Annotated in this window: 15 protein-coding genes; 6 read left to right on the forward strand and 9 right to left on the reverse strand. The window is 72.9% G+C overall.

The window, feature by feature from the left end; all coding sequences use genetic code 11:
* Nucleotides 1–53: 53 nt before the first annotated feature.
* Nucleotides 54–1,199, reverse strand: coding sequence for a thiolase family protein (locus ABD976_RS23605; protein ID WP_345366799.1), 1,146 nt, complete (start codon nt 1,197–1,199; stop codon nt 54–56).
* Nucleotides 1,200–1,333: 134 nt separating this feature from the next.
* Between ABD976_RS23605 and ABD976_RS23610 the strand changes: the two genes are divergently transcribed.
* Nucleotides 1,334–2,002, forward strand: a complete 669-nt coding sequence (locus ABD976_RS23610) for a TetR/AcrR family transcriptional regulator (protein WP_345366801.1) — start codon at nt 1,334–1,336, stop codon at nt 2,000–2,002.
* Here ABD976_RS23610 and ABD976_RS23615 read toward each other — a convergent pair.
* Nucleotides 1,965–2,726: a 3-hydroxyacyl-CoA dehydrogenase gene (locus ABD976_RS23615; protein ID WP_345366803.1), complete on the reverse strand. Its 762-nt coding sequence runs from the start codon at nt 2,724–2,726 to the stop codon at nt 1,965–1,967. The genes ABD976_RS23610 and ABD976_RS23615 overlap by 38 nt on opposite strands.
* A gap of 218 nt (nt 2,727–2,944) precedes the next feature.
* On the opposite strand from ABD976_RS23615, the gene ABD976_RS23620 reads away from it, so the two are divergent.
* Complete coding sequence (locus ABD976_RS23620) at nt 2,945–4,495, forward strand: long-chain-fatty-acid--CoA ligase (protein ID WP_369775602.1); 1,551 nt, start codon at nt 2,945–2,947, stop codon at nt 4,493–4,495.
* Nucleotides 4,496–4,500: 5 nt separating this feature from the next.
* Here the strand turns inward: ABD976_RS23620 and ABD976_RS23625 are convergent, their stop codons facing one another.
* Complete coding sequence (locus tag ABD976_RS23625) at nt 4,501–4,995, reverse strand: MarR family winged helix-turn-helix transcriptional regulator (RefSeq protein WP_345366807.1); 495 nt, start codon at nt 4,993–4,995, stop codon at nt 4,501–4,503.
* Between the two features lie 99 nt (nt 4,996–5,094).
* Between ABD976_RS23625 and ABD976_RS23630 the strand changes: the two genes are divergently transcribed.
* Nucleotides 5,095–6,018 carry an NAD(P)/FAD-dependent oxidoreductase gene (locus tag ABD976_RS23630; RefSeq protein ID WP_345366809.1) on the forward strand — a complete coding sequence of 308 codons (924 nt, stop codon included), beginning with the start codon at nt 5,095–5,097 and terminating at the stop codon, nt 6,016–6,018.
* A 42-nt stretch (nt 6,019–6,060) separates the two neighbouring features.
* On the opposite strand, the gene ABD976_RS23635 is transcribed toward ABD976_RS23630, so the two are convergent.
* The 4 genes from ABD976_RS23635 to ABD976_RS23650 all read right to left on the reverse strand — a co-directional run bounded on the left by ABD976_RS23635 (nt 6,061) and on the right by ABD976_RS23650 (nt 11,261).
* A complete protein-coding gene (locus ABD976_RS23635) occupies nt 6,061–7,830 on the reverse strand; it encodes an acetyl/propionyl/methylcrotonyl-CoA carboxylase subunit alpha (RefSeq protein WP_345366882.1) in 1,770 nt (589 codons plus the stop codon).
* A 61-nt stretch (nt 7,831–7,891) separates the two neighbouring features.
* On the reverse strand, nt 7,892–8,137 hold the full coding sequence (locus ABD976_RS23640) for an acyl-CoA carboxylase subunit epsilon (protein ID WP_345366811.1): 246 nt from the start codon (nt 8,135–8,137) through the stop codon (nt 7,892–7,894).
* A gap of 26 nt (nt 8,138–8,163) precedes the next feature.
* The gene (locus ABD976_RS23645; protein WP_345366813.1) at nt 8,164–9,804 is read right to left on the reverse strand and encodes an acyl-CoA carboxylase subunit beta; all 1,641 of its coding nucleotides are present in this window, start codon (nt 9,802–9,804) and stop codon (nt 8,164–8,166) included.
* A gap of 236 nt (nt 9,805–10,040) precedes the next feature.
* Complete coding sequence (locus ABD976_RS23650; RefSeq protein WP_345366815.1) at nt 10,041–11,261, reverse strand: TetR/AcrR family transcriptional regulator; 1,221 nt, start codon at nt 11,259–11,261, stop codon at nt 10,041–10,043.
* Nucleotides 11,262–11,353: 92 nt separating this feature from the next.
* Between ABD976_RS23650 and recQ the strand changes: the two genes are divergently transcribed.
* Nucleotides 11,354–13,210 (forward strand): DNA helicase RecQ, encoded by a 1,857-nt coding sequence (gene recQ, locus ABD976_RS23655; protein WP_345366817.1) that lies wholly within the window; start codon nt 11,354–11,356, stop codon nt 13,208–13,210.
* A 16-nt stretch (nt 13,211–13,226) separates the two neighbouring features.
* Here recQ and ABD976_RS23660 read toward each other — a convergent pair whose 3' ends face one another.
* Together ABD976_RS23660 and ABD976_RS23665 are read right to left on the reverse strand one after the other, a co-directional pair.
* Nucleotides 13,227–13,739 (reverse strand): XdhC family protein, encoded by a 513-nt coding sequence (locus tag ABD976_RS23660; RefSeq protein ID WP_345366819.1) that lies wholly within the window; start codon nt 13,737–13,739, stop codon nt 13,227–13,229.
* Between the two features lie 51 nt (nt 13,740–13,790).
* The gene (locus tag ABD976_RS23665; RefSeq protein WP_345366821.1) at nt 13,791–14,429 is read right to left on the reverse strand and encodes a class I SAM-dependent methyltransferase; all 639 of its coding nucleotides are present in this window, start codon (nt 14,427–14,429) and stop codon (nt 13,791–13,793) included.
* Between the two features lie 293 nt (nt 14,430–14,722).
* On the opposite strand from ABD976_RS23665, the gene ABD976_RS23670 reads away from it, so the two are divergent.
* Both ABD976_RS23670 and ABD976_RS23675 read left to right on the forward strand, forming a co-directional pair.
* Nucleotides 14,723–17,242 carry an ATP-dependent Clp protease ATP-binding subunit gene (locus ABD976_RS23670; protein WP_345366823.1) on the forward strand — a complete coding sequence of 840 codons (2,520 nt, stop codon included), beginning with the start codon at nt 14,723–14,725 and terminating at the stop codon, nt 17,240–17,242.
* 558 nt (nt 17,243–17,800) lie between these two features.
* Nucleotides 17,801–18,085, forward strand: a complete 285-nt coding sequence (locus ABD976_RS23675) for a DUF3040 domain-containing protein (RefSeq protein ID WP_345366825.1) — start codon at nt 17,801–17,803, stop codon at nt 18,083–18,085.
* The last annotated feature ends 422 nt before the right edge of the window (nt 18,086–18,507 follow it).

The raw sequence follows: 18,507 nt of genomic DNA on the forward strand, positions 1-18,507 counted from the left end.
CACCGGGCGCGGGGGCGCGCTCGGCACCGACGTCGTGGGTGTTGGACCGGCGCTCACAGCAGTTCGAGCACCGTCGCGTTGGCCTGCCCGCCGCCCTCGCACATGGTCTGCAGCCCGTAGCGGACGCCCGCCGAGCGCATGTGGTGCACCAGCGTGGTCATCAGCCGCGCGCCGCTGCCGCCGAGCGGGTGGCCCAGCGCGACCGCACCGCCGTGCGGGTTGAGCGCCTTGGCGTCGGCGCCGAGCTCGGCGAGCCAGGCCAGCGGGACCGTCGCGAACGCCTCGTTGACCTCGAACACCCCGATGTCGCGCACCGACAACCCGCTGCGCGCCAGGGCCTTGCGGGTGGCCGGGATCGGTGCGGTGAGCATGATGACCGGGTCGTCGCCGGCCAGCGCCGCGGTGTGCACCCGGGCGATCGGGCGCAGACCGAGCCGGGCCGCCTTCTCCGAGGTCATCATGAGCAGTCCGGCCGCACCGTCGCTGATCTGCGAGCTGTTGCCCGCGGTGACCACGCCGTCGGCCTTGAACGCGGGCTTGAGCCCGCCGAGCTTGTCGAGGGTGCCGCCGCGCCGCACGCCCTCGTCGGCGCGGACCACGGTGCCGTCGGGCGTGGTGATCGGCAGGATCTGGTCGTCGAACGCACCGGAGTCCTGCGCCGCCGCGGCCTTCTCGTGCGATCCGAGGCTGAACTCGTCGACCTGGGTGCGGCTGAACCCCCAGCGCTCGGCGATCATCTCGGCGCCGAGGCCCTGGTTCGGCCGGACCCCGCCGTAGCGGGCCAGCACCCGCTCGCCCAGCGGGTCGTGCCCCTGCGCCGAGAAGCCCATCGGGACCCGGCTCATCGATTCCACGCCGCCGGCGACCACGACGTCGTGGTGCCCGGCGATGAGCCCGGCGGCGGCGAAGTGCACCGACTGCTGGGAGGAGCCGCACTGGCGGTCCACGGTCACGCCGGTGACGGTCTCCGGCCACCCGGCGGCCAGCACCGCGTTGCGGGCGATGTCGAGCGTCTGCTCACCCGCCTGGCTGACGCAGCCCCAGATCACGTCCTCGATCTCGGCGGGGTCCAGGCCGGTGCGCTCCACGAGACCGCGCAGCACGTGCGCGGAGAGGTCGACCGGGTGGACCCCGGACAGCGCGCCGTCGCGCTTGCCGACCGGGGTGCGGACTGCTTCCACGATCACCGCGTCTGGCACGGTTCCTCCTCGATTGCCCCTGGGGTCCGCGGTCCGCCGCGGCGGGTCCCTTCGAGATTGACGACTCCGGCGCTTCCAGTCAATGCCGACTGTTTCGGTTCCGCGCCCCGGGCCCGGCCCGGTACCCTCGTGCGGTGGCACGAACACCGACGAAGGGACCACGCAGCCGCCAGGAGCGCACCGCCGACAGCCGCGCCCTGATCCTGGACGCGGCGGTGGCCTGCCTCGTCGAGCACGGGTACGCGGGGGCGTCCACAGTGGTCATCCAGGACCGCGCGGGCGTCTCCCGGGGCAGGCTGCTGCACCACTTCCCGTCCCGGGACGAACTGCTCGTCGCCGCGGCCCAGCACCTCGCGGTGGCCCGGATCGGGCAGAGCGAGCAGCGGGTCGCCGAAGCGCTGGGCACCGAACCCGACGGGCCGGAGCGGGTGGACCGCTGCATCGAGCTGCTGTGGGAGACCTTCCAGGAACCGCACTTCTGGGCCGCGATGGAGCTGTGGACGGCGGCGCGCACGCATCCGGCGCTGGCCGCCGCGCTGCGCCCGCAGGAGCGGGCGCTGCGCGACTCCATCCGCTCGGTCTCGGACCGGATCTGGGGCCCCGCGGTGTGCGCCCACCCGAACTACCCGCGGTTGCGGGAGCTGCTGTTCACCAGCATGCGCGGAGCCGCGCTGCCGTACGCGTTCGAAGACCGCCCGGCGGCGACGGATCCGCACCTGGCGCTGTGGAAGTCGCTGGCCCGCGAGCTGCTGTTCGACGGCGAGGTCAGCGCGGCGCCATCCGGATCGAGCCGTCCAACCTGATCACCTCGCCGTTGAGCATCGGGTTGTCCACGACGTGCGCGGCCAGCGAACCGAATTCGTCGGGGTGGCCGAGCCGTTGCGGGTGCGGCACCTGGGCGCCGAGCGAGTTCCGGGTCTCCTCGGAGGCCCCGGCCATCAGCGGCGTGTCGAACAGCCCCGGCGCGATGGTCACCACCCGGATCAGGTGGCGGGCCAGGTCGCGCGCGATCGGCAGCGTCATGCCCACCACGCCGCCCTTGGACGCCGAGTACGCGGCCTGCCCGATCTGACCGTCGAAGGCCGCCGCCGAGGCGGTGTTGACGATGACGCCGCGCTCCTCGCCGACGGGTTCGCAGGCCAGCATCCGCTCGGCGCCCAACCGCAGCACGTTGAAGGTGCCGACCAGGTTGATCTCCACGATCCGGCTGAACTCGGCCAGCGGGAACGGACCCTTCCTGCCGACCACCCGGATCGCGTTGCCGGTGCCCGCGCAGTTGACCACCACGCGCAGCGGACCGGACTCGGCTGCGACGTCCAGGGCCGCGGCGACCTGGGCTTCGTCGCGGACGTCGGCCGCGGCGAACCGCGCCCGGTCGCCGAGCTCACCGGCCACCCGCTCCCCCGCCGACTCCGGCAGGTCCAGCAGCACCACCGAACCGCCCGCCGCCAGCAGCCGCTTGGCGGTGGCCAGACCGAGCCCGGAAGCGCCGCCGGTGATCAGCGCCACGCCGCCTGAGATGTCCATGCGCTCCTCCTCGACCGAGGGCGGTCCGCGGTGACCGCCACCAGCGGCACATGCAAGCGCACCCCACCGCGGACAGTCAAGGTTGACTGCTCGCCCCGGCGCGGGCCAGCATGAGGCACTCCGCAGCCACCGAGTCATCGTCGAGGTAGCCGATGTCCAGCACTGGCCCGCAGCTCTCCGCCGACGTTCCACCGATTCCCGCGCTGCTCGGGCGCGGCATGACGATGGGCGACCAGCTCGCCCGGCACGCCCGCACCCGCGGCGACGACGTCGCCTTCTGCTTCGGCACGACGCGCCGGACCTACCGGCAGCTCGACGAGCGGGTCAGCAGGCTGGCGAACGCGTTGCGCGACCGGGGCCTCGGCCCGGGCGACCGGATCGCCGTCCTGGGCACCAACGCGCTGGAGGTCGTCGAGGCCTTCCTCGCCTCGACGCGTCTCGGCGCGATCTGCGTCCCGCTGAACTTCCGGTTGGTCGCCAACGAGATCGCCTACCTGCTGGCCGACAGCGGGGCGCGCGCGGTCGTCGTGGAAGCCGCGCTGGCCGACGTGCTGGCCGAAGCGGCCGGGCAGGCCGGCACCGCACCCGCCGCGCTCGCCTTCGGCGGCCCGGCCGCCGGGTGCGCGGACTACGAGTCCGCGCTGGCCGCGGCGTCACCGGAGTTCCCCGAGCGCACCGTCGCCGAGCAGGACGCGGCGTTCATCATGTACACCTCGGGCACCACCGGGCGGCCGAAGGGCGCGGTGCTCACCCACCAGAACCTGCTGATGCACGCGTTCAGCAACATCGCGCACCTGGGCGCGCCGCCGGACGACTCGGTGTGGCTGGCCGCCGCCCCGCTGTTCCACATCGCCGGGCTGGCCGGCATGCTGCCCACCCTGCTGCGCGGCGGACGCGTCGTGCTGCTGCCCTCCGGGCGGTTCGACCCGGTCGCGACCCTGGACCTGATGGAGCGCGAACAGGTTTCGAGCGTGTTCCTGGTCCCGGCGCAGTGGCAGGCGATCTGCGCGGCGCCCGGCATCGGCGACCGCGACCTGTCCGCGCTGCGCCGGCTCTCCTGGGGTGCCGCCCCGGCGTCCACCACCCTGCTGCGCACCCTGATCGACACCTTCCCGCAGGCGGAGGTCGCCACCTCGTTCGGCCAGACCGAGTGCAGCCCGGTCACCACGCTGCTGCGCGGGGAGGACTCGATCCGCAAGATCGGCTCGGTCGGCACGCCGCTGCTCAACGTCGAGGTCCGGGTGGTGGACGACGAGATGGCCGACGTCCCGCGCGGCGAGGTCGGCGAGATCGTCTACCGCAGCCCGATGGTGATGCGGGAGTACTGGGGCAAGCCCGAGGCCACCGCGGAGGCGTTCCGCGGCGGCTGGTTCCACTCCGGCGACCTGGTCCGGGAGGACGAGGACGGCTACTACTACGTCGTCGACCGCAAGAAGGACATGATCATCTCCGGTGGCGAGAACATCTACTGCGCGGAGGTCGAGGACGTCCTCGCCGCCCACCCGCGGATCGGGGAGGTGGCGCTGATCGGCGTGCCCGACGAGCGCTGGGGCGAAACACCGCTGGCGGTGCTGGCCCCGCGCGAGCAGCAGGACCCGCCCACCGCCGCCGAGGTCGAGCAGTGGTGCCTGCGGCACCTGGCCCGGTACAAGCGGCCCCGGCGGATCGCGGTGCTGCCCGCGCTGCCGCGCAACCCCAGCGGCAAGGTGCTCAAGACCGAGCTGCGCGCCGACCACGCCGCCGGACGCCTCCAGGTCGAGACCGCCTGACCCGCTCACCGCTCCGCGTCGGCGTCCAGGTGCGCCTCCATGACCTCGGCGAGGCGCGCCAGGGCGTCGACGACGCGCTGCCGATCCGACCCGAGCCCGGCCAGCACTTGCGCGTGCGCGGCGAGCTCGCGCGGGAAGAGCTGATCGATGGCGTCCTCGCCGGTCGCCGTCAGGCTGATCAGGGCGGCGCGCCGATCAGCGGGATTGACCGAGCGGGCGATGAGCCCTCGCCTTTCCATCTTGGCCAGGGCCTTGCTGACTCCGGCCCGCGACATGCCGAGGCGGAAGGCGAGCCCGCTGGCGGTCACCGGCTCGTCGGCGTGGCGGAGCGGGACGAGCAACTCCACCTCGGCGGCGGTCAGCGCCGCCCCCTCGTAGAGCGGCGCAACCGCTCGGTCGAGCGCCGCGACGACGCGCTTGACCTGCGCCACCACTTCCATCGGCGAGGTGTCGAGCCCGGGGTTGTGCTCGCTCCACAGCTCACGGGTGCGTGCGCGCATCGAAACCATGATCACCTTTTCGTTAACCAGCGAACTACATGTTAACTTCCCGGCTCCGGGAACCGCCAGGACGGCGGGGAGCGACAGCGGAGGTGCTCGATGGAATACGACGTGGTGGTGGTCGGCGGCGGCGCGGCCGGACTGGCGGCCGGCATGATGCTGGGCCGATCCCGACGACGAGTGGTCGTCGTCGATGCCGGTGAACCGCGCAACGCCCCGTCCGGGCACCTGCACGGATTCCTGTCCCGGGACGGGACCGCTCCGGCAGAGCTGTTGGCGATGGGCCGGAACGAGGTGACCCGCTACGGAGGTGAACTGCTCACCGATCGGGTCCGCGGCATCGAACCCGGGTTCGTGGTGCACCTGGCCGGCGGGAGGGCGTTGACGACCCGCCGGGTGCTGGTGGCCACGGGCTTGCGCGACGAGCTTCCCGACGTCCCGGGCGTGCTGGAGCGGTGGGGCGACGATGTGCTGCACTGCCCCTACTGCCACGGGTACGAGGTCCGGGACTCGCCGATCGCCGTGCTCGGTGGCGACAACCGGCCGTTCACGCTGCACCAGGCCCACCTGGTGCGGCAGTGGTCCGACGACGTGGTGTTCTTCCCCCACCGGATCGAGCTGGCCGACGAGGAACGGGAGCGGCTGACCGCGCGCGGGATCCGGATCGTCGACGGGGAAGTGGCCCGGGTCGTGGCCGACGACGGTGGTGTGTCCGGTGTCGAACTCGCCGGCGGTCAGGTGGTACCGCGGGCAGCGGTGTTCGTCGGACCTCGTTTCGTGCCGCACGACGAGCTGCTGACCGGGCTGGGGTGCGAGCTGGGCGACAACGGCTGGGTGGCCGTCGATCCGTCGGGCCGCACCAGCGTCGACGGACTGTGGGCGGCGGGCAACGTCGTGGACAACCCGGCCCAGTTGATCAACGCCGCGAGCGCCGGATCGACCGCCGCGATCGCCCTCAACCACGACCTGCTGGCCGCCGACATCGACCGGGCCGTCGCCGAGCAGGACCCGGCCGGGGTCTGACGGGCCGGGGACGCACCCGCTCGGTGCGTCCCCGGTCGGTGGTCAGCCCTTGATCTCGCAGAGCGCGGTGCCCTGCGTGACCGGGTCGCCCGGCGCGGCGCTCAGGCCGGTGACGGTGCCTGCCTTGTGCGCGGTCACCGGGTTCTCCATCTTCATCGCCTCGAGCACCGCGATGAGGTCCCCGGCGGCGACCTCGTCACCGTCGGACACCGCCACCTTGACCAGGGTGCCCTGCATCGGCGCGGTCACCGCGTCACCGGAGGCCGCGGCCTTGGACTTGCCCGCCGAGCGCTTGCGCGGCTGGGGCTGCCCGCCGCCCGCACCGCCGCCGGTCGCCGCCAGGGCGGCGGGCAGCGTCACCTCCAGCCGACGACCGCCGACCTCGACCACGACGGTCCGGCGCGGCTCGGCCTCGTCCTCGGCGGGGGTCCCGCCGGTGTGCGGCTCGATGGTGTTGTCGAACTCGGTCTCGATCCAACGCGTGTGCACGTCGAACCCGTCCGCACCGGTGAACGCGGGGTCGCGGACGATCACCCGGTGGAACGGCAGCACGGTCGCCATGCCCTCGACGACCATCTCGTCGAGCACCCGCCGGGAGCGCTCCAGGGCCTGCTGCCGGGTGGCGCCGGTGACGATCACCTTGGCCAGCAGCGAGTCGAACTGCCCGCCGATCACGGTGCCGGTCTCCACGCCCGCGTCCACCCGCACGCCCGGCCCGGCCGGGGCGACGTAGCGGGTCACGGTGCCCGGGGCGGGCAGGAAGCCGCGACCGGCGTCCTCGCCGTTGATGCGGAACTCGAAGGAGTGGCCGCGCGGCGCCGGGTCCTCGGTGATCTCCAGGTGCCGGCCCTCGGCGATGCGGAACTGCTCGCGCACCAGGTCCATCCCGGTGGTCTCCTCCGAGACCGGGTGCTCGACCTGCAACCGGGTGTTGACCTCCAGGAACGAGATCGTCCCGTCCTGGCCGACCAGGAACTCCACGGTGCCCGCACCGTGGTAACCGGCTTCGGCGCAGATCGACCGGGCGGCCTCGTGGATGGTGCGGCGCTGCTCGTCGGACAGGAACGGCGCCGGGGCCTCCTCGACGAGCTTCTGGTGCCTGCGCTGCAGCGAGCAGTCGCGGGTGCCGACGACCACGACGGTGCCGTGCTGGTCGGCGAGCACCTGCGCCTCGACGTGGCGCGGGCGGTCCAGGTAGCGCTCGACGAAGCACTCGCCCCGGCCGAAGGCGCTCTCGGCCTCGCGGACCGCCGAGTCGTAGAGCTCCGGGATCTCCTCCAGCGAACGGGCCACCTTCAGGCCCCGGCCGCCACCGCCGAAGGCGGCCTTGATCGCCACCGGCAGGCCGTGCTGCTCGGCGAAGGCGATCACCTCGTCGGAACCCGACACGGGGTCCTTCGTCCCCGGGACCAGCGGCGCTCCGGCGCGGGTGGCGATGTGCCGGGCGGTGACCTTGTCGCCGAGGTCGCGGATGGCCTGCGGCGACGGCCCGATCCAGAGCAGCCCGGCGTCGAGCACGGCCTGGGCGAAGTCGGAGTTCTCCGACAGGAAGCCGTAACCGGGGTGCACCGCGTCGGCGCCGGAGCGCTTGGCCGCGTCGATGATCTTGTCGATGACCAGGTAGCTCTCCCCCGGCGTGCTGCCGCCCAGCGCGAAGGCCTCGTCGGCCAGCCGCACGAACGGCGCGTCGGCGTCGGGTTCGGCGTAGACGGCCACGCTGGTGATGCCCTCGTCCTGGCAGGCGCGGATCACGCGCACCGCGATCTCACCGCGGTTGGCGACCAGGACCTTGCCGATCGGCGTCACGTCCACAGTGGTCAACTCCTCTTCGTCCGGCGCGACGCCGGGATAGCGTTTCGAAGCTCGTCGGGTTTCAGCACGGCAGCCCGGAGGCCCGCCACGCGTGCGGGCCCGGCCGCAGCGGGCGGCGGCCCGCCGGGTACCGCAGCGCGGCAGCCGGGTCGCCCCAGCGCGACATCGGTCGCTCGCCCGGCTCCGCGGGGACGTTCGCGGCCGCCACCGCGCTCAGCGCGGCGGTCAGCGCGGCGATCTCGACGTCGTCGGGGGCGCCGCGGACGATGCGCAGCACCGGCCGCTGCGGGTCGGCGTCGTCGCTCATGGGTTCCTCCGGTCCTGGCGCCCGCGTCACAGCGGGATGTTGCCGTGCTTCTTGGCGGGCAGGCTCGCCCGCTTGTCGCGCAGCATCCGCAGCGAGCGCGCCACGTAGCCGCGGGTGTGCGACGGCGGGATCACCGAGTCGACGTAGCCGCGCTCGGCCGCCACGTACGGGTTGCACAGGGTGTCCTCGTACTCCTGCTGGAGCTCCGCCCGCACCGCCTCGACGTCCTCCCCGGCCTCGGCCGCCTCGGCGAGCCGCCGCCGGTGCAGGATGTTGACCGCGCCCTGGGCGCCCATCACCGCGATCTGGGCGGTCGGCCACGCCAGGTTGATGTCGGCGCCGAGGTGCTTGGACCCCATCACGTCGTAGGCACCGCCGTAGGCCTTGCGGGTGATCACGGTGACCAGCGGCACGGTCGCCTCGGCGTAGGCGTAGAGCAGCTTGGCGCCGCGCCGGATGATGCCGTTCCACTCCTGGCCGGTGCCCGGCAGGAAGCCCGGCACGTCGACGAAGGTGAGCACCGGGATGTTGAAGGCGTCGCAGGTCCGCACGAACCGGGCGGCCTTCTCGCTGGCGTCGATGTCCAGGGTGCCGGCGAGCTGGGTCGGCTGGTTGGCGACCACGCCGACCGGACGGCCTTCCACGCGCCCGTAGCCGGTGAGGATGTTCGGCGCGAACAGCGCCCCGACCTCCAGGAACTCGCCGTCGTCGACGACCCGGGAGACCACCTCGTGCATGTCGTAGGGCTGGTTCGCCGAGTCCGGGACGAGGGTGTCCAGCTCGCGGTCGTCGTCGGTGATCGCGTCGGCGATCGCGCCCGCGCCGGTGTCGGCGCCCTCGAAGACCGGCGCCTCGGCCAGGTTGTTGCTGGGCAGGAACGACAGCAGTTCCTTGACGTAGGAGACCGCGTCCTCCTCGTCGGTGGCCAGGTAGTGCGCGTTGCCCGAGGTGGAGTTGTGGGTGCGGGCGCCGCCCAGGTCCTCGAAGGTCACGTCCTCGCCGGTGACGGTCTTGATCACGTCCGGACCGGTGATGAACATGTGCGAGGTCTGGTCGACCATCACGGTGAAGTCGGTGATCGCCGGCGAGTACACCGCGCCGCCCGCGCACGGCCCCATGATCAGGGAGATCTGCGGGATCACGCCGGAGGCGTGGGTGTTGCGCTTGAAGATCTCGGCGTAGAGGCCGAGCGCGGCCACGCCCTCCTGGATGCGGGCGCCACCGGAGTCGTTGATCCCGATCAGCGGGCACCCGGTCTTGAGCGCCAGGTCCATCACCTTGACGATCTTCTCGCCGAACACCTCGCCCAGCGATCCGCCGAAGACGGTGAAGTCCTGGGAGAACACGCAGACCTGGCGGCCGTCGACGGTGCCGTAGCCGGTGACCACGCCGTCGCCGTAGGGCCGGTCGGCATCCATCCCGAAGTTGGTGGTGCGGTGGCGCGCGTGCACGTCGAGCTCGACGAACGACCCGGGGTCCAGCAGCATGTCGATGCGTTCCCGCGCGGTCTTCTTGCCCTTGGCGTGCTGCTTGTCGACCGCGCGCGCCGATCCCGCGTGCACCGCCTCGTCGTTGCGCCGGTACAGATCGGCCAGCCGCCCGGCCGTCGTGTGGATGTCCGGCACGTCAGCCGGCGGCTGTCCGACCGGCTCCGTCGCGCTGCTCATGCAACCAACCTGTTCTCGTCACCTGCTCACCGTGGTCCGCCGCCGCGCACGACCACGGCGCGGGCCGGACCGCCCGGTACCGCGATGCCCGGGACGCCCGCCCGGGCAGACCTCTTCGGCAGGCGAGCCTAATCGAACCAGCTCGCGGAGGTCAATTTCCAAGTGATTGTTCGATAGCCGTAGCCGACCCTGCACGCTGCGCTGAGCTGGCCGTTCCTCAGTTAAGTGAACCACCCCTAGTCCGGATCGACATCGGCGGGGACCGGCGTCTCCAGCATCAGCGCGACGCCGACCCGCAGCAGCGCCTCGGCGTCGCGCACCGCCCCGGTCCGCGCCATGTCGTTGGCCGCGGTCAGCGCCGACTGCACCAGCACCCGGGACCGCAGCGGGTCCAGCTCGGGCCGGGCCTCCCGCAGCAGGCCGACCCACTCGGCGACGTAGGCGTGCTGGGTCTGCCGCGCCCGGTGCCGTTCGGCGTCGGGCAGGTGGTTGACCTCGCTGACCAGGATGTCGATGAACCGGCCGTGGTCGTAGGCGAAGCCGATGTAGGAGCGCAGCAGCGCGCGCAGCGCCTCGTCGGCGGCCGGGGTGGTGGCCAGGGTGCGCTCCAGGTCCACCTCCAGCCACGCCATGCCCCGGTTGAGCACCGCCTGCAGGAGTTCCTGCTTGCTGGCGAAGTAGTTGTACAGGCTCGGACCGGCGATCCCCGCCGCCGCGCCGACGTCCTCGGTGGTCACCTCCGCGTAGCCCCGGTCGGAGAACAACCGGGCGGCGGCCGCCAGCAACCGCCGCCGCCGCGAGGCCCGCCCCGCCAGCAACCGCTGGTCGAACTCCGCCGGGCGCGGGGCGCTGCGGGCCAGCGCGGCGGCGGGCTGCTCGCCGATGACCACCACCATGTCCCGCAGCAGTTCGGCGAACTCCCGCTTCGGCAACTGCACCTGGTGGTAGGACGGGCTGGTCAGCACGCTGAACATGCACCACGCCCGGAACCGGGCCTCCTGCCGCGACAACCCGGGGCGGAACGCCTCGGCCACCCCGGCGAGCCCGGCCGCCACCCCGCGCAACTCCTCGCGCAGCACCGCGCGCTGCTCGGCGGGCAGGTGCCGCGCCTCGCGCTGCCACAGCACCCCGAGCTGCCGGTGCTCCAGCGCCGCGTCGGCGAGCGCGCCGACCACGTCGCCGACCTCGCGGTCGCGGATCGAGCGGCTGATCTCGCTGAACGGGCGCATCTCGTCGAGCACCAGCCGGGTCAGCAGCTGCTGCTTGCCCGGGAAGTGCCGGTACAGCGCGGAAGTGCCGACCCCGACGGCCTCCGCGATGTCGCTCATGCCCACCCGCGCGTAGCCGACCCGGTAGAACAGGTCCGCCGCCACCGCGGTGATCATCGCCCGCCGGTTGCGCGGCCGGGTGCCGCGGGCCACCGGCCCGGCCGCCTTGGAGGTCACCACCTCAGCCATCGTCCCACCCGCCATCGCACGCCTCGGAGCCCGCGAGCATACGGCCGACCCACCGGCCGTGCCGTTCCGGAGCCGGGCACTAGGATGCCCGGGTGGCTTCGCCTGATCTCGCCCCCGGTCTCGACGCCGCCCGCGACGTGCTGCGGCGCGTCTTCGGCTACGAGTCGTTCCGCGACACCCAGCAGGAGATCGTCGAGCAGGTCGTCGGCGGCGGTGACGCGCTCGTCCTGATGCCCACCGGCGGCGGCAAGTCGCTGTGCTACCAGATCCCGGCGCTGGTGCGGCCCGGCACCGGCGTGGTGATCTCCCCGCTGATCGCGCTGATGCAGGACCAGGTCGACGCGCTCACCACGCTCGGCGTGCGGGCCGGGTTCCTCAACTCCACCCAGTCGCCCCAGCAGCGCGCCCAGGTCGAGGCCGACCTGCTCGCCGGTGAGCTGGACCTGCTCTACCTGGCCCCGGAACGGCTGTCGATGGACTCGACGCTGCGGCTGCTGGACCGCCGCGAGATCGCGCTGTTCGCCATCGACGAAGCGCACTGCGTGTCCCAGTGGGGCCACGACTTCCGCCCCGACTACCTGGCGCTGTCGGTGCTGCACGAGCGCTGGCCGTCGGTACCCCGCATCGCGCTGACCGCCACCGCCACCGAGGCCACCCGCGAGGAGATCGCCACCCGGCTGAAGCTGACCGGCGCGCGGCGGTTCATCGCGAGCTTCGACCGGCCCAACATCCAGTACCGGATCGTGCCGAAGAACGAGCCGAAGAAGCAGCTCCTCCAGTTCCTCCGCGCCGAGCACGCCGGGGACGCCGGCATCGTCTACCGGCTGACCCGCTCCGACGTGGAGAAGACGGCCGAGTTCCTGGTCGCCAACGGGATCGACGCGGTGCCCTACCACGCGGGGCTGGACAGCGCGACGCGCGCGGCGCACCAGTCCCGCTTCCTGCGCGAGGACGGCTTGGTCGTGGTCGCCACCATCGCGTTCGGGATGGGCATCGACAAGCCGGACGTCCGCTTCGTGGCCCACCTGGACCTGCCCAAGTCCGTCGAGGGCTACTACCAGGAGACCGGCCGCGCGGGCCGGGACGGCGCCCCCTCGACGGCCTGGCTGGCCTACGGCCTGCAGGACGTGGTGCAGCAGCGCAAGCTCATCGACAACTCCGACGGCGACGCGGCGCACCGCCGCCAGCTCAGCGGGCACCTCGACGCCATGCTCGCGCTGTGCGAGGCCGTCGACTGCCGCCGCACCCAGCTCCTCGCCTACTTCGGCGAGCGCGCCGACCCCTGCGGCAACTGCGACACCTGCCTGACCCCGCCGGAGTCCTGGGACGGCACCGTCGCCGCGCAGAAGCTGCTGTCGACGGTGGTGCGGCTGGACCGCGAGCGGAACCAGAAGTTCGGCGCGGGCCAGGTCATCGACATCCTGCGCGGCAAGACCACCCAGAAGATCACCCAGTTCCGGCACGACGCGCTCAGCGTGTTCGGCGTCGGCTCGGACCTGGGCGACGGCGAGTGGCGCGGCGTGATCCGCCAGCTCCTCGCCCAGGGCCTGCTGGCGGTCGAAGGCGACTACGGCACGCTGGTGCTCACCGAAGCCAGCTCCGAGGTGCTGCGCCGCGAGGACCCGCGTCCGGTGCGGCTGCGCCGCGACCCGGCCCGTCCCGCCGCCGGGGCGCGTGCGAAGGCGCCGAAGGCCGCGAAGGTCGCGGCCGAGGACCTGCCGCCGGAGGCCGAACCGGTGTTCCAGGAGCTGCGGGCGTGGCGCACCGCCACCGCCAAGGAGGAGGGCAAGGCCCCCTTCATGATCTTCCACGACTCGACGCTGCGGCAGATCGCGGCGGTGCACCCCACGACGCTGGAGCAGCTCAGCGCGGTCAGCGGGGTCGGCGAGCACAAGCTGGAGAGCTACGGGCAGGGCGTGCTGGACACCCTGTCCGCCACGACCGCCTGACCGGCCGCGGACCGGCTCAGAACTCGAAGCCGCCGGGCTTGCCGTTGCGGTCGGCGAGCAGCCCGGCCAGCGTCGCCACGGCGATCTCGGCGGGGCGCCGCGAGCCGATGTTGAGGCCGATCGGCCGGTGCACGGTGAGGATCTCGGCCTCCCCCACGCCCAGCTCGCGCAGCGCCTCGACGTGCGGGCCGCGGTGGCGGGGGTTGCCCATCACCCCGATCCACCGCGGTCCGCCCGCCAGCGCGTCGCGCAGCGCGGGCCCCAGCTCCGGGCGGTGGTGGTCGGTCACCACCACATCGGCCGAGCCGTCCAGCTCGGGCATCGAGGCCACCACCGGCACGTCGAGCGCGGCGGCCTCCGCCGCCCGCCCGGCGTCGGGCTCGACGAGGACGGGCCGGAAACCGGCGTCGCGCGCGTAGCGCAGCAGGTACCCGGACACGGGAGAGGCGAACACGGCCACCAGCACGCGGACCTCGGGATCGTCCGCCGCCCCGCCGTGGGCGACCCCGCAGGCGGAATCGTCGATCATGCGGTCAGTCTGCCAGCCGCCCCGGCCGCCATGAAGCCTCTCCCGCACCCGTCAGAGCCGGACGGCGGTGGCCAGCCAGGCGGGCGGGTCCACGAGGGTGCCGGGGGCGACGCCGAACGCCTCGGCGGACTCGCCCCGGGCCACGCCCCGGTAGCTGCTCGGCCGCAGCTCCACCAGCCGCCACCCGGCACCGAAGGCCTCCCGGAGCACGGGCTCACCGACCTCCGGTCCGAACCCGGGCCCGGTGTCGGCCAGCGCGAGCACGTGCACCGCCGCCCCCGGTCGGCACACCGCGTGCAGGTTCCGGACGTAGGCGGCGCGCTCGACGTCGCCGAAGATGTGGAACAGCGCGCTGTCCACCACGGTGTCGAACGGCCGGTCGTCGAGCTCCGCCGGGAGCCGGAGCGCGTCGGCCACCTCGAACCGCGCCTCGATCCCCCGCCGCCGTGCGCCGTCCCTGGCCAGTTCCACCGCGGCGGGCACCAGGTCCACGCCCAGGACGTCGTAGCCGAGCGCGGCGAGGTGCAGGACGTGCTCCCCGGTGCCGCAGCCCGGTTCCAGCACCCTGCCCCGGATGCCGCCCCGGCGTTCCAGCTCGACGATCGCCGGCTGCGGGGCGTCGATCACCCAGGGCGGGGAACCCTCGGCGTAGGCCGCTTCGAAGGTGCTCCCGGGAACTGACTCCGTCATGACGACTCCTCTCCACGCGACGAACCTCGCCGCTGCGCCCACCCTCCGACCTGCACCGCGCTGGAGGTCAAGCCGGGCGCCGAGCACCGGAATCACAGCGCGCCGCGACCTGTTCCCGCGAGTAGGGCGGTGCTCGCCGGGTCCGGACCGGAGCGGGGCCGCGACGCCGGGCGGTGTGAGAGCCGACACAAGATCCCCGGCTCGGAATTACCCGCACGAGACTGACGTTGGTTGATAGCAGAAGGCTCAACTTGGTGGCGGCGGACATTGGCAACCGTCGCGAGGAGGTAATCATGGCGACGTTCTTCGGACCGGCCGGCTTCGGGTCGGGACCGTTCGACGAGTACTTCGCGCGCTTCTTCGCCGGCAGCGACGCCGCGCCCGGCTCCCGTCGGATCGACATCACCGACCTGATGACCGAGCAGGCCCAGCAGCTCCTGGCCGAAGGGGCGCGGTTCGCGCGGCAGCGCGGGCAGAACGAGCTGGACGCCCTGCACCTGCTGTGGGCCACGACCAAGCACCCCACCACCAGCGACATGCTGGGTCGGGCCGGGGTGAACACCGACGAGCTGGCCACCGAGATCGAGGGGCACCTGCCCCGGGCCGCCGAGCCCGCCGACGGGGACGGCGCCATCGCGCTGACCCCGGAGGGCAAGGCCGCGCTGGCCGATTCGCACCGGGTGGCCCGCGCCGTCGGCTCGACCTACATCGGCCCCGAGCACGTCCTGCTGGCGATGGCCGCCAACCAGGAGTCCTCGCCCGGCCGGCTGCTCGGCTCCGCGGGGATGACGCCCGAGGGGATGCAGGCCGCCGCGCGCGGCGAGCGCACCGAGCAGCGCACCGCCGAGCGCCCCGGTGAGGACACCGGCACCCCCACGCTGGACCAGTACGGCCAGGACCTGACCGCCAAGGCCCGCGCGGGCGAGCTGGACCCGGTCATCGGGCGCGCCGACGAGATCGAGCAGACCGTCGAGATCCTGTCCCGCCGCACCAAGAACAACCCGGTGCTCATCGGCGAGGCGGGCGTCGGCAAGACCGCGATCGTCGAGGGCCTGGCGCAGCGGATCACCAACGAGCAGGTGCCGCAGGCGCTGCTGGGCAAGCGGGTCGTGCAGCTCGACCTGTCCGGCATGCTGGCGGGCACCCGCTACCGCGGCGACTTCGAGGAGCGGATGACCAAGGTCATCGACGAGATCGCCGAGCAGCGCGACCGGCTGATCGTGTTCATCGACGAGCTGCACACCGTGGTCGGCGCCGGGGGCGCCGAGGGCGCGGTGGACGCCGGGAACATGCTCAAGCCGCGGCTGTCCCGCGGTGAGCTGCACGTGGTGGGCGCGACCACGCTCGAGGAGTACCGCAAGAACATCGAGAAGGACCCGGCGCTGGAACGCCGCTTCCAGCCGGTCCAGGTGCCGGAGCCGACCGTGCCCGACACCATCCTGATCCTCGGCGGGCTCCGCGAGCGCTACGAGGAGCACCACCGGGTCCGCTACACCGAGGAGGCCGTCGAGGCCGCCGCGCGGTTGTCCGACCAGTACATCTCCGACCGCTTCCTGCCGGACAAGGCGATCGACCTGATCGACCAGGCCGGTGCGCGCAAGCGGCTGGCGGCGGTGTCGAACACCCGCGCGGGCGAGCTCGCCCAGCGCATCGAACAGCTCGAGCAGGAGAAGGCCGAGGCCGTCGCCGCCGAGGAGTACGAGCGGGCGTCGACGGTGCGCGACCGGATCCAGCAGGCGCAGACCGAGCTCGACGGGCTCGGCGGCGTCCCGACCGACGACGTCCTGGAGGTGACCGCCGAGGACATCGCCGAGATCATCTCCCGGTCCACCGGGGTGCCGGTCAGCCAGTTGACGGAGCAGGAGAAGGTGCGGTTGCAGCGCCTGGAGGAGGAGCTGCACGAGCGCGTCGTCGGGCAGGACAGCGCGGTGCGCGCGCTGTCGCGGGCGGTGCGCCGGTCCCGCAGCGGTCTGGGCGACCCGGATCGCCCGGTCGGCAGCTTCCTGTTCCTCGGCCCGACCGGGGTCGGCAAGACGGAGCTGGCCAAGGCGCTGGCCGCGACCCTGTTCGGCGACGAGCGCCGGATGGTGCGGCTGGACATGAGCGAGTTCCAGGAGCGGCACACCGCCAGCCGGCTGGTCGGCGCGCCCCCGGGGTACGTCGGGCACGGCGAGGCCGGTGAGTTGACCGAGGCGGTGCGGCGGCAGCCGTACTCGGTGATCCTGCTCGACGAGATCGAGAAGGCCCACCCGGACGTGTTCAACACGCTGCTGCAGGTGCTCGACGACGGCCGGATGACCGACGGCCAGGGCCGGACCGTGGACTTCCGCAACACGGTGCTGATCATGACCAGCAACCTCGGGTCGGAAGTCGTCTCCAGCCGCGGAGGCGCGATCGGGTTCAGCACCGGCGAGGGCGAACCGGACCTCGACGAGCGCATCATGCCGAAGCTGCGGGACGTGTTCCGCCCCGAGTTCCTCAACCGCATCAACGAGATCGTGGTGTTCAAGCGGTTGGAGGGCGACCAGTTGCGGCTGATCACGCGCAAGCTGCTGGACCACACCGTCGAGCGGCTGAGCAGCCGGGACATCGGGGTGGAGTTCACCCCGGCGGCCGTCGACTGGATCGCCGAGCGCGGCTACCAGCCCGAGTTCGGGGCCCGGCCGCTGCGGCGGGCCATCGAGCGCGAGGTGGAGGACCGGATCAGCGACCTGCTGCTGGACGGTGCCCTCGACGAGCACGACTCGTTGCGGGTCGACGTCGAGGACGGCGAGCTGAAGTTCACCGTCGCCGGTCGCACCCCGGTGGCCTGACCGGAACCGCGCACGAGGGCGGACGCACCTGGTGCGTCCGCCCTCTCGTGCGTTCGGCACCCGTGCTGACCTGCGGCGCCGTTTCACGATCTGCTCCCGGGGGTAATCAGAGGTCACCGGGAGTCGTCGACGGAGGGGCCCAACCCGATGCCGAAGTGGGATGCGGTGGCATCCGGCCGGTCGGAGCGCCGAGCGCACCGTCCCGGGGACCACCGCGGCGCCGTCGCCGGCGGTGCTGACCGGAGGTGGCCTTTTCCCAGGCCCGGCGATGCCCGCCTCGCCGCCCTCCCGGATGCGGTTTCCGGCGGTGCGCACGTCGTCCGGGCCAGTCCCGCCCGACCCCGTCCGGCGTCCAGCAGTCCGGCGGTGGGTGGTTCGTCGAGGTGGCCGATGCGGGTCTCGGGCCACGCGGTGCGCCAGGCCCGCGGATCGCGGCGACGGCCCCCGGCACGCGGATCTCGCGAACACGATCGACGGCCCGGGCCGTCCGGCCCATCACAGCGGCATCGCACGCAGTGCACCATCTGTTCAACCGGCCGAGGACCTGCGGAGGTGGCCATGCTCCCCAAGGACGAACAGCGCCGCCTGAGGGAGATCGAGCAGCAGCTCAGCACCGACGACCCCAAGCTGGCCCGCCGGCTCGGCGAAACCGGGCCGATCGAGCGCGTGCGCGCCGGGCTCTCCCTCACGACCGTGCTGGGCGCGTTGGCGGCGGTGCTCGCGGTCGCCTGCCTGTTCCTCGGCGAAGGCGCGGGCATGTTCACCGCCACGGTGCTCGCAGTCGTGCTCTTCGCGCTGCGGCGCTGGTCGATGATGCCGCACGGCGACGAGGAAAAGGCCTAGCCGGACGCGCGCGGTGACCCCGTTGCACGGGCAGCGAGCAGCGCGCGGTCGTGGTCGGCTCGGTCCTCCGGCCGGTGCGACCGCTCCCGGCCGCTGGCACCGCCCACTGCCCCTCCGGACCAGGCCGTCCCGGTAGCGGGAGCCGTCCCTGGCACTCGCACGCCGAGCCGTCCGGCACCTCCGCAGTGGCGAGAAGACCCCAGCCACTTCCCGACACTCGGCGACCCGACATCCCCAGCCGCGACCCGGCTGGGGGCGCAGACAAAAAAGCGGGGCCCCCGGACCACACAGACCGGAACCCCACACGCAAAAAGGAGGGGTGGGGCACGAAGACCAAACCGTCTCCGTGCCCCACCCCTCTCAGTAATGTGTCGGCGGTGTCTTACTCTCCCACACCCTCACGAGTGCAGTACCATCAGCGC

This window comes from Saccharopolyspora cebuensis, from assembly GCF_039542665.1.
Classification (GTDB): domain Bacteria; phylum Actinomycetota; class Actinomycetes; order Mycobacteriales; family Pseudonocardiaceae; genus Saccharopolyspora; species Saccharopolyspora cebuensis.

Coding starts and splice junctions, on each gene's coding strand:
- ABD976_RS23615 (WP_345366803.1), bottom strand. CDS start 2,726: ATGGACATCTCAGGCGGCGTGGCGCTGATCACCGGCGGCGCTTCCGGG.
- ABD976_RS23620 (WP_369775602.1), top strand. CDS start 2,945: ATGACGATGGGCGACCAGCTCGCCCGGCACGCCCGCACCCGCGGCGAC.
- ABD976_RS23625 (WP_345366807.1), bottom strand. CDS start 4,995: ATGCGCGCACGCACCCGTGAGCTGTGGAGCGAGCACAACCCCGGGCTC.
- ABD976_RS23630 (WP_345366809.1), top strand. CDS start 5,095: ATGGAATACGACGTGGTGGTGGTCGGCGGCGGCGCGGCCGGACTGGCG.
- ABD976_RS23640 (WP_345366811.1), bottom strand. CDS start 8,137: ATGAGCGACGACGCCGACCCGCAGCGGCCGGTGCTGCGCATCGTCCGC.
- ABD976_RS23645 (WP_345366813.1), bottom strand. CDS start 9,804: ATGAGCAGCGCGACGGAGCCGGTCGGACAGCCGCCGGCTGACGTGCCG.
- ABD976_RS23650 (WP_345366815.1), bottom strand. CDS start 11,261: ATGGCTGAGGTGGTGACCTCCAAGGCGGCCGGGCCGGTGGCCCGCGGC.
- ABD976_RS23660 (WP_345366819.1), bottom strand. CDS start 13,739: ATGATCGACGATTCCGCCTGCGGGGTCGCCCACGGCGGGGCGGCGGAC.
- ABD976_RS23665 (WP_345366821.1), bottom strand. CDS start 14,429: ATGACGGAGTCAGTTCCCGGGAGCACCTTCGAAGCGGCCTACGCCGAG.
- ABD976_RS23670 (WP_345366823.1), top strand. CDS start 14,723: ATGGCGACGTTCTTCGGACCGGCCGGCTTCGGGTCGGGACCGTTCGAC.
- ABD976_RS23675 (WP_345366825.1), top strand. CDS start 17,801: ATGCTCCCCAAGGACGAACAGCGCCGCCTGAGGGAGATCGAGCAGCAG.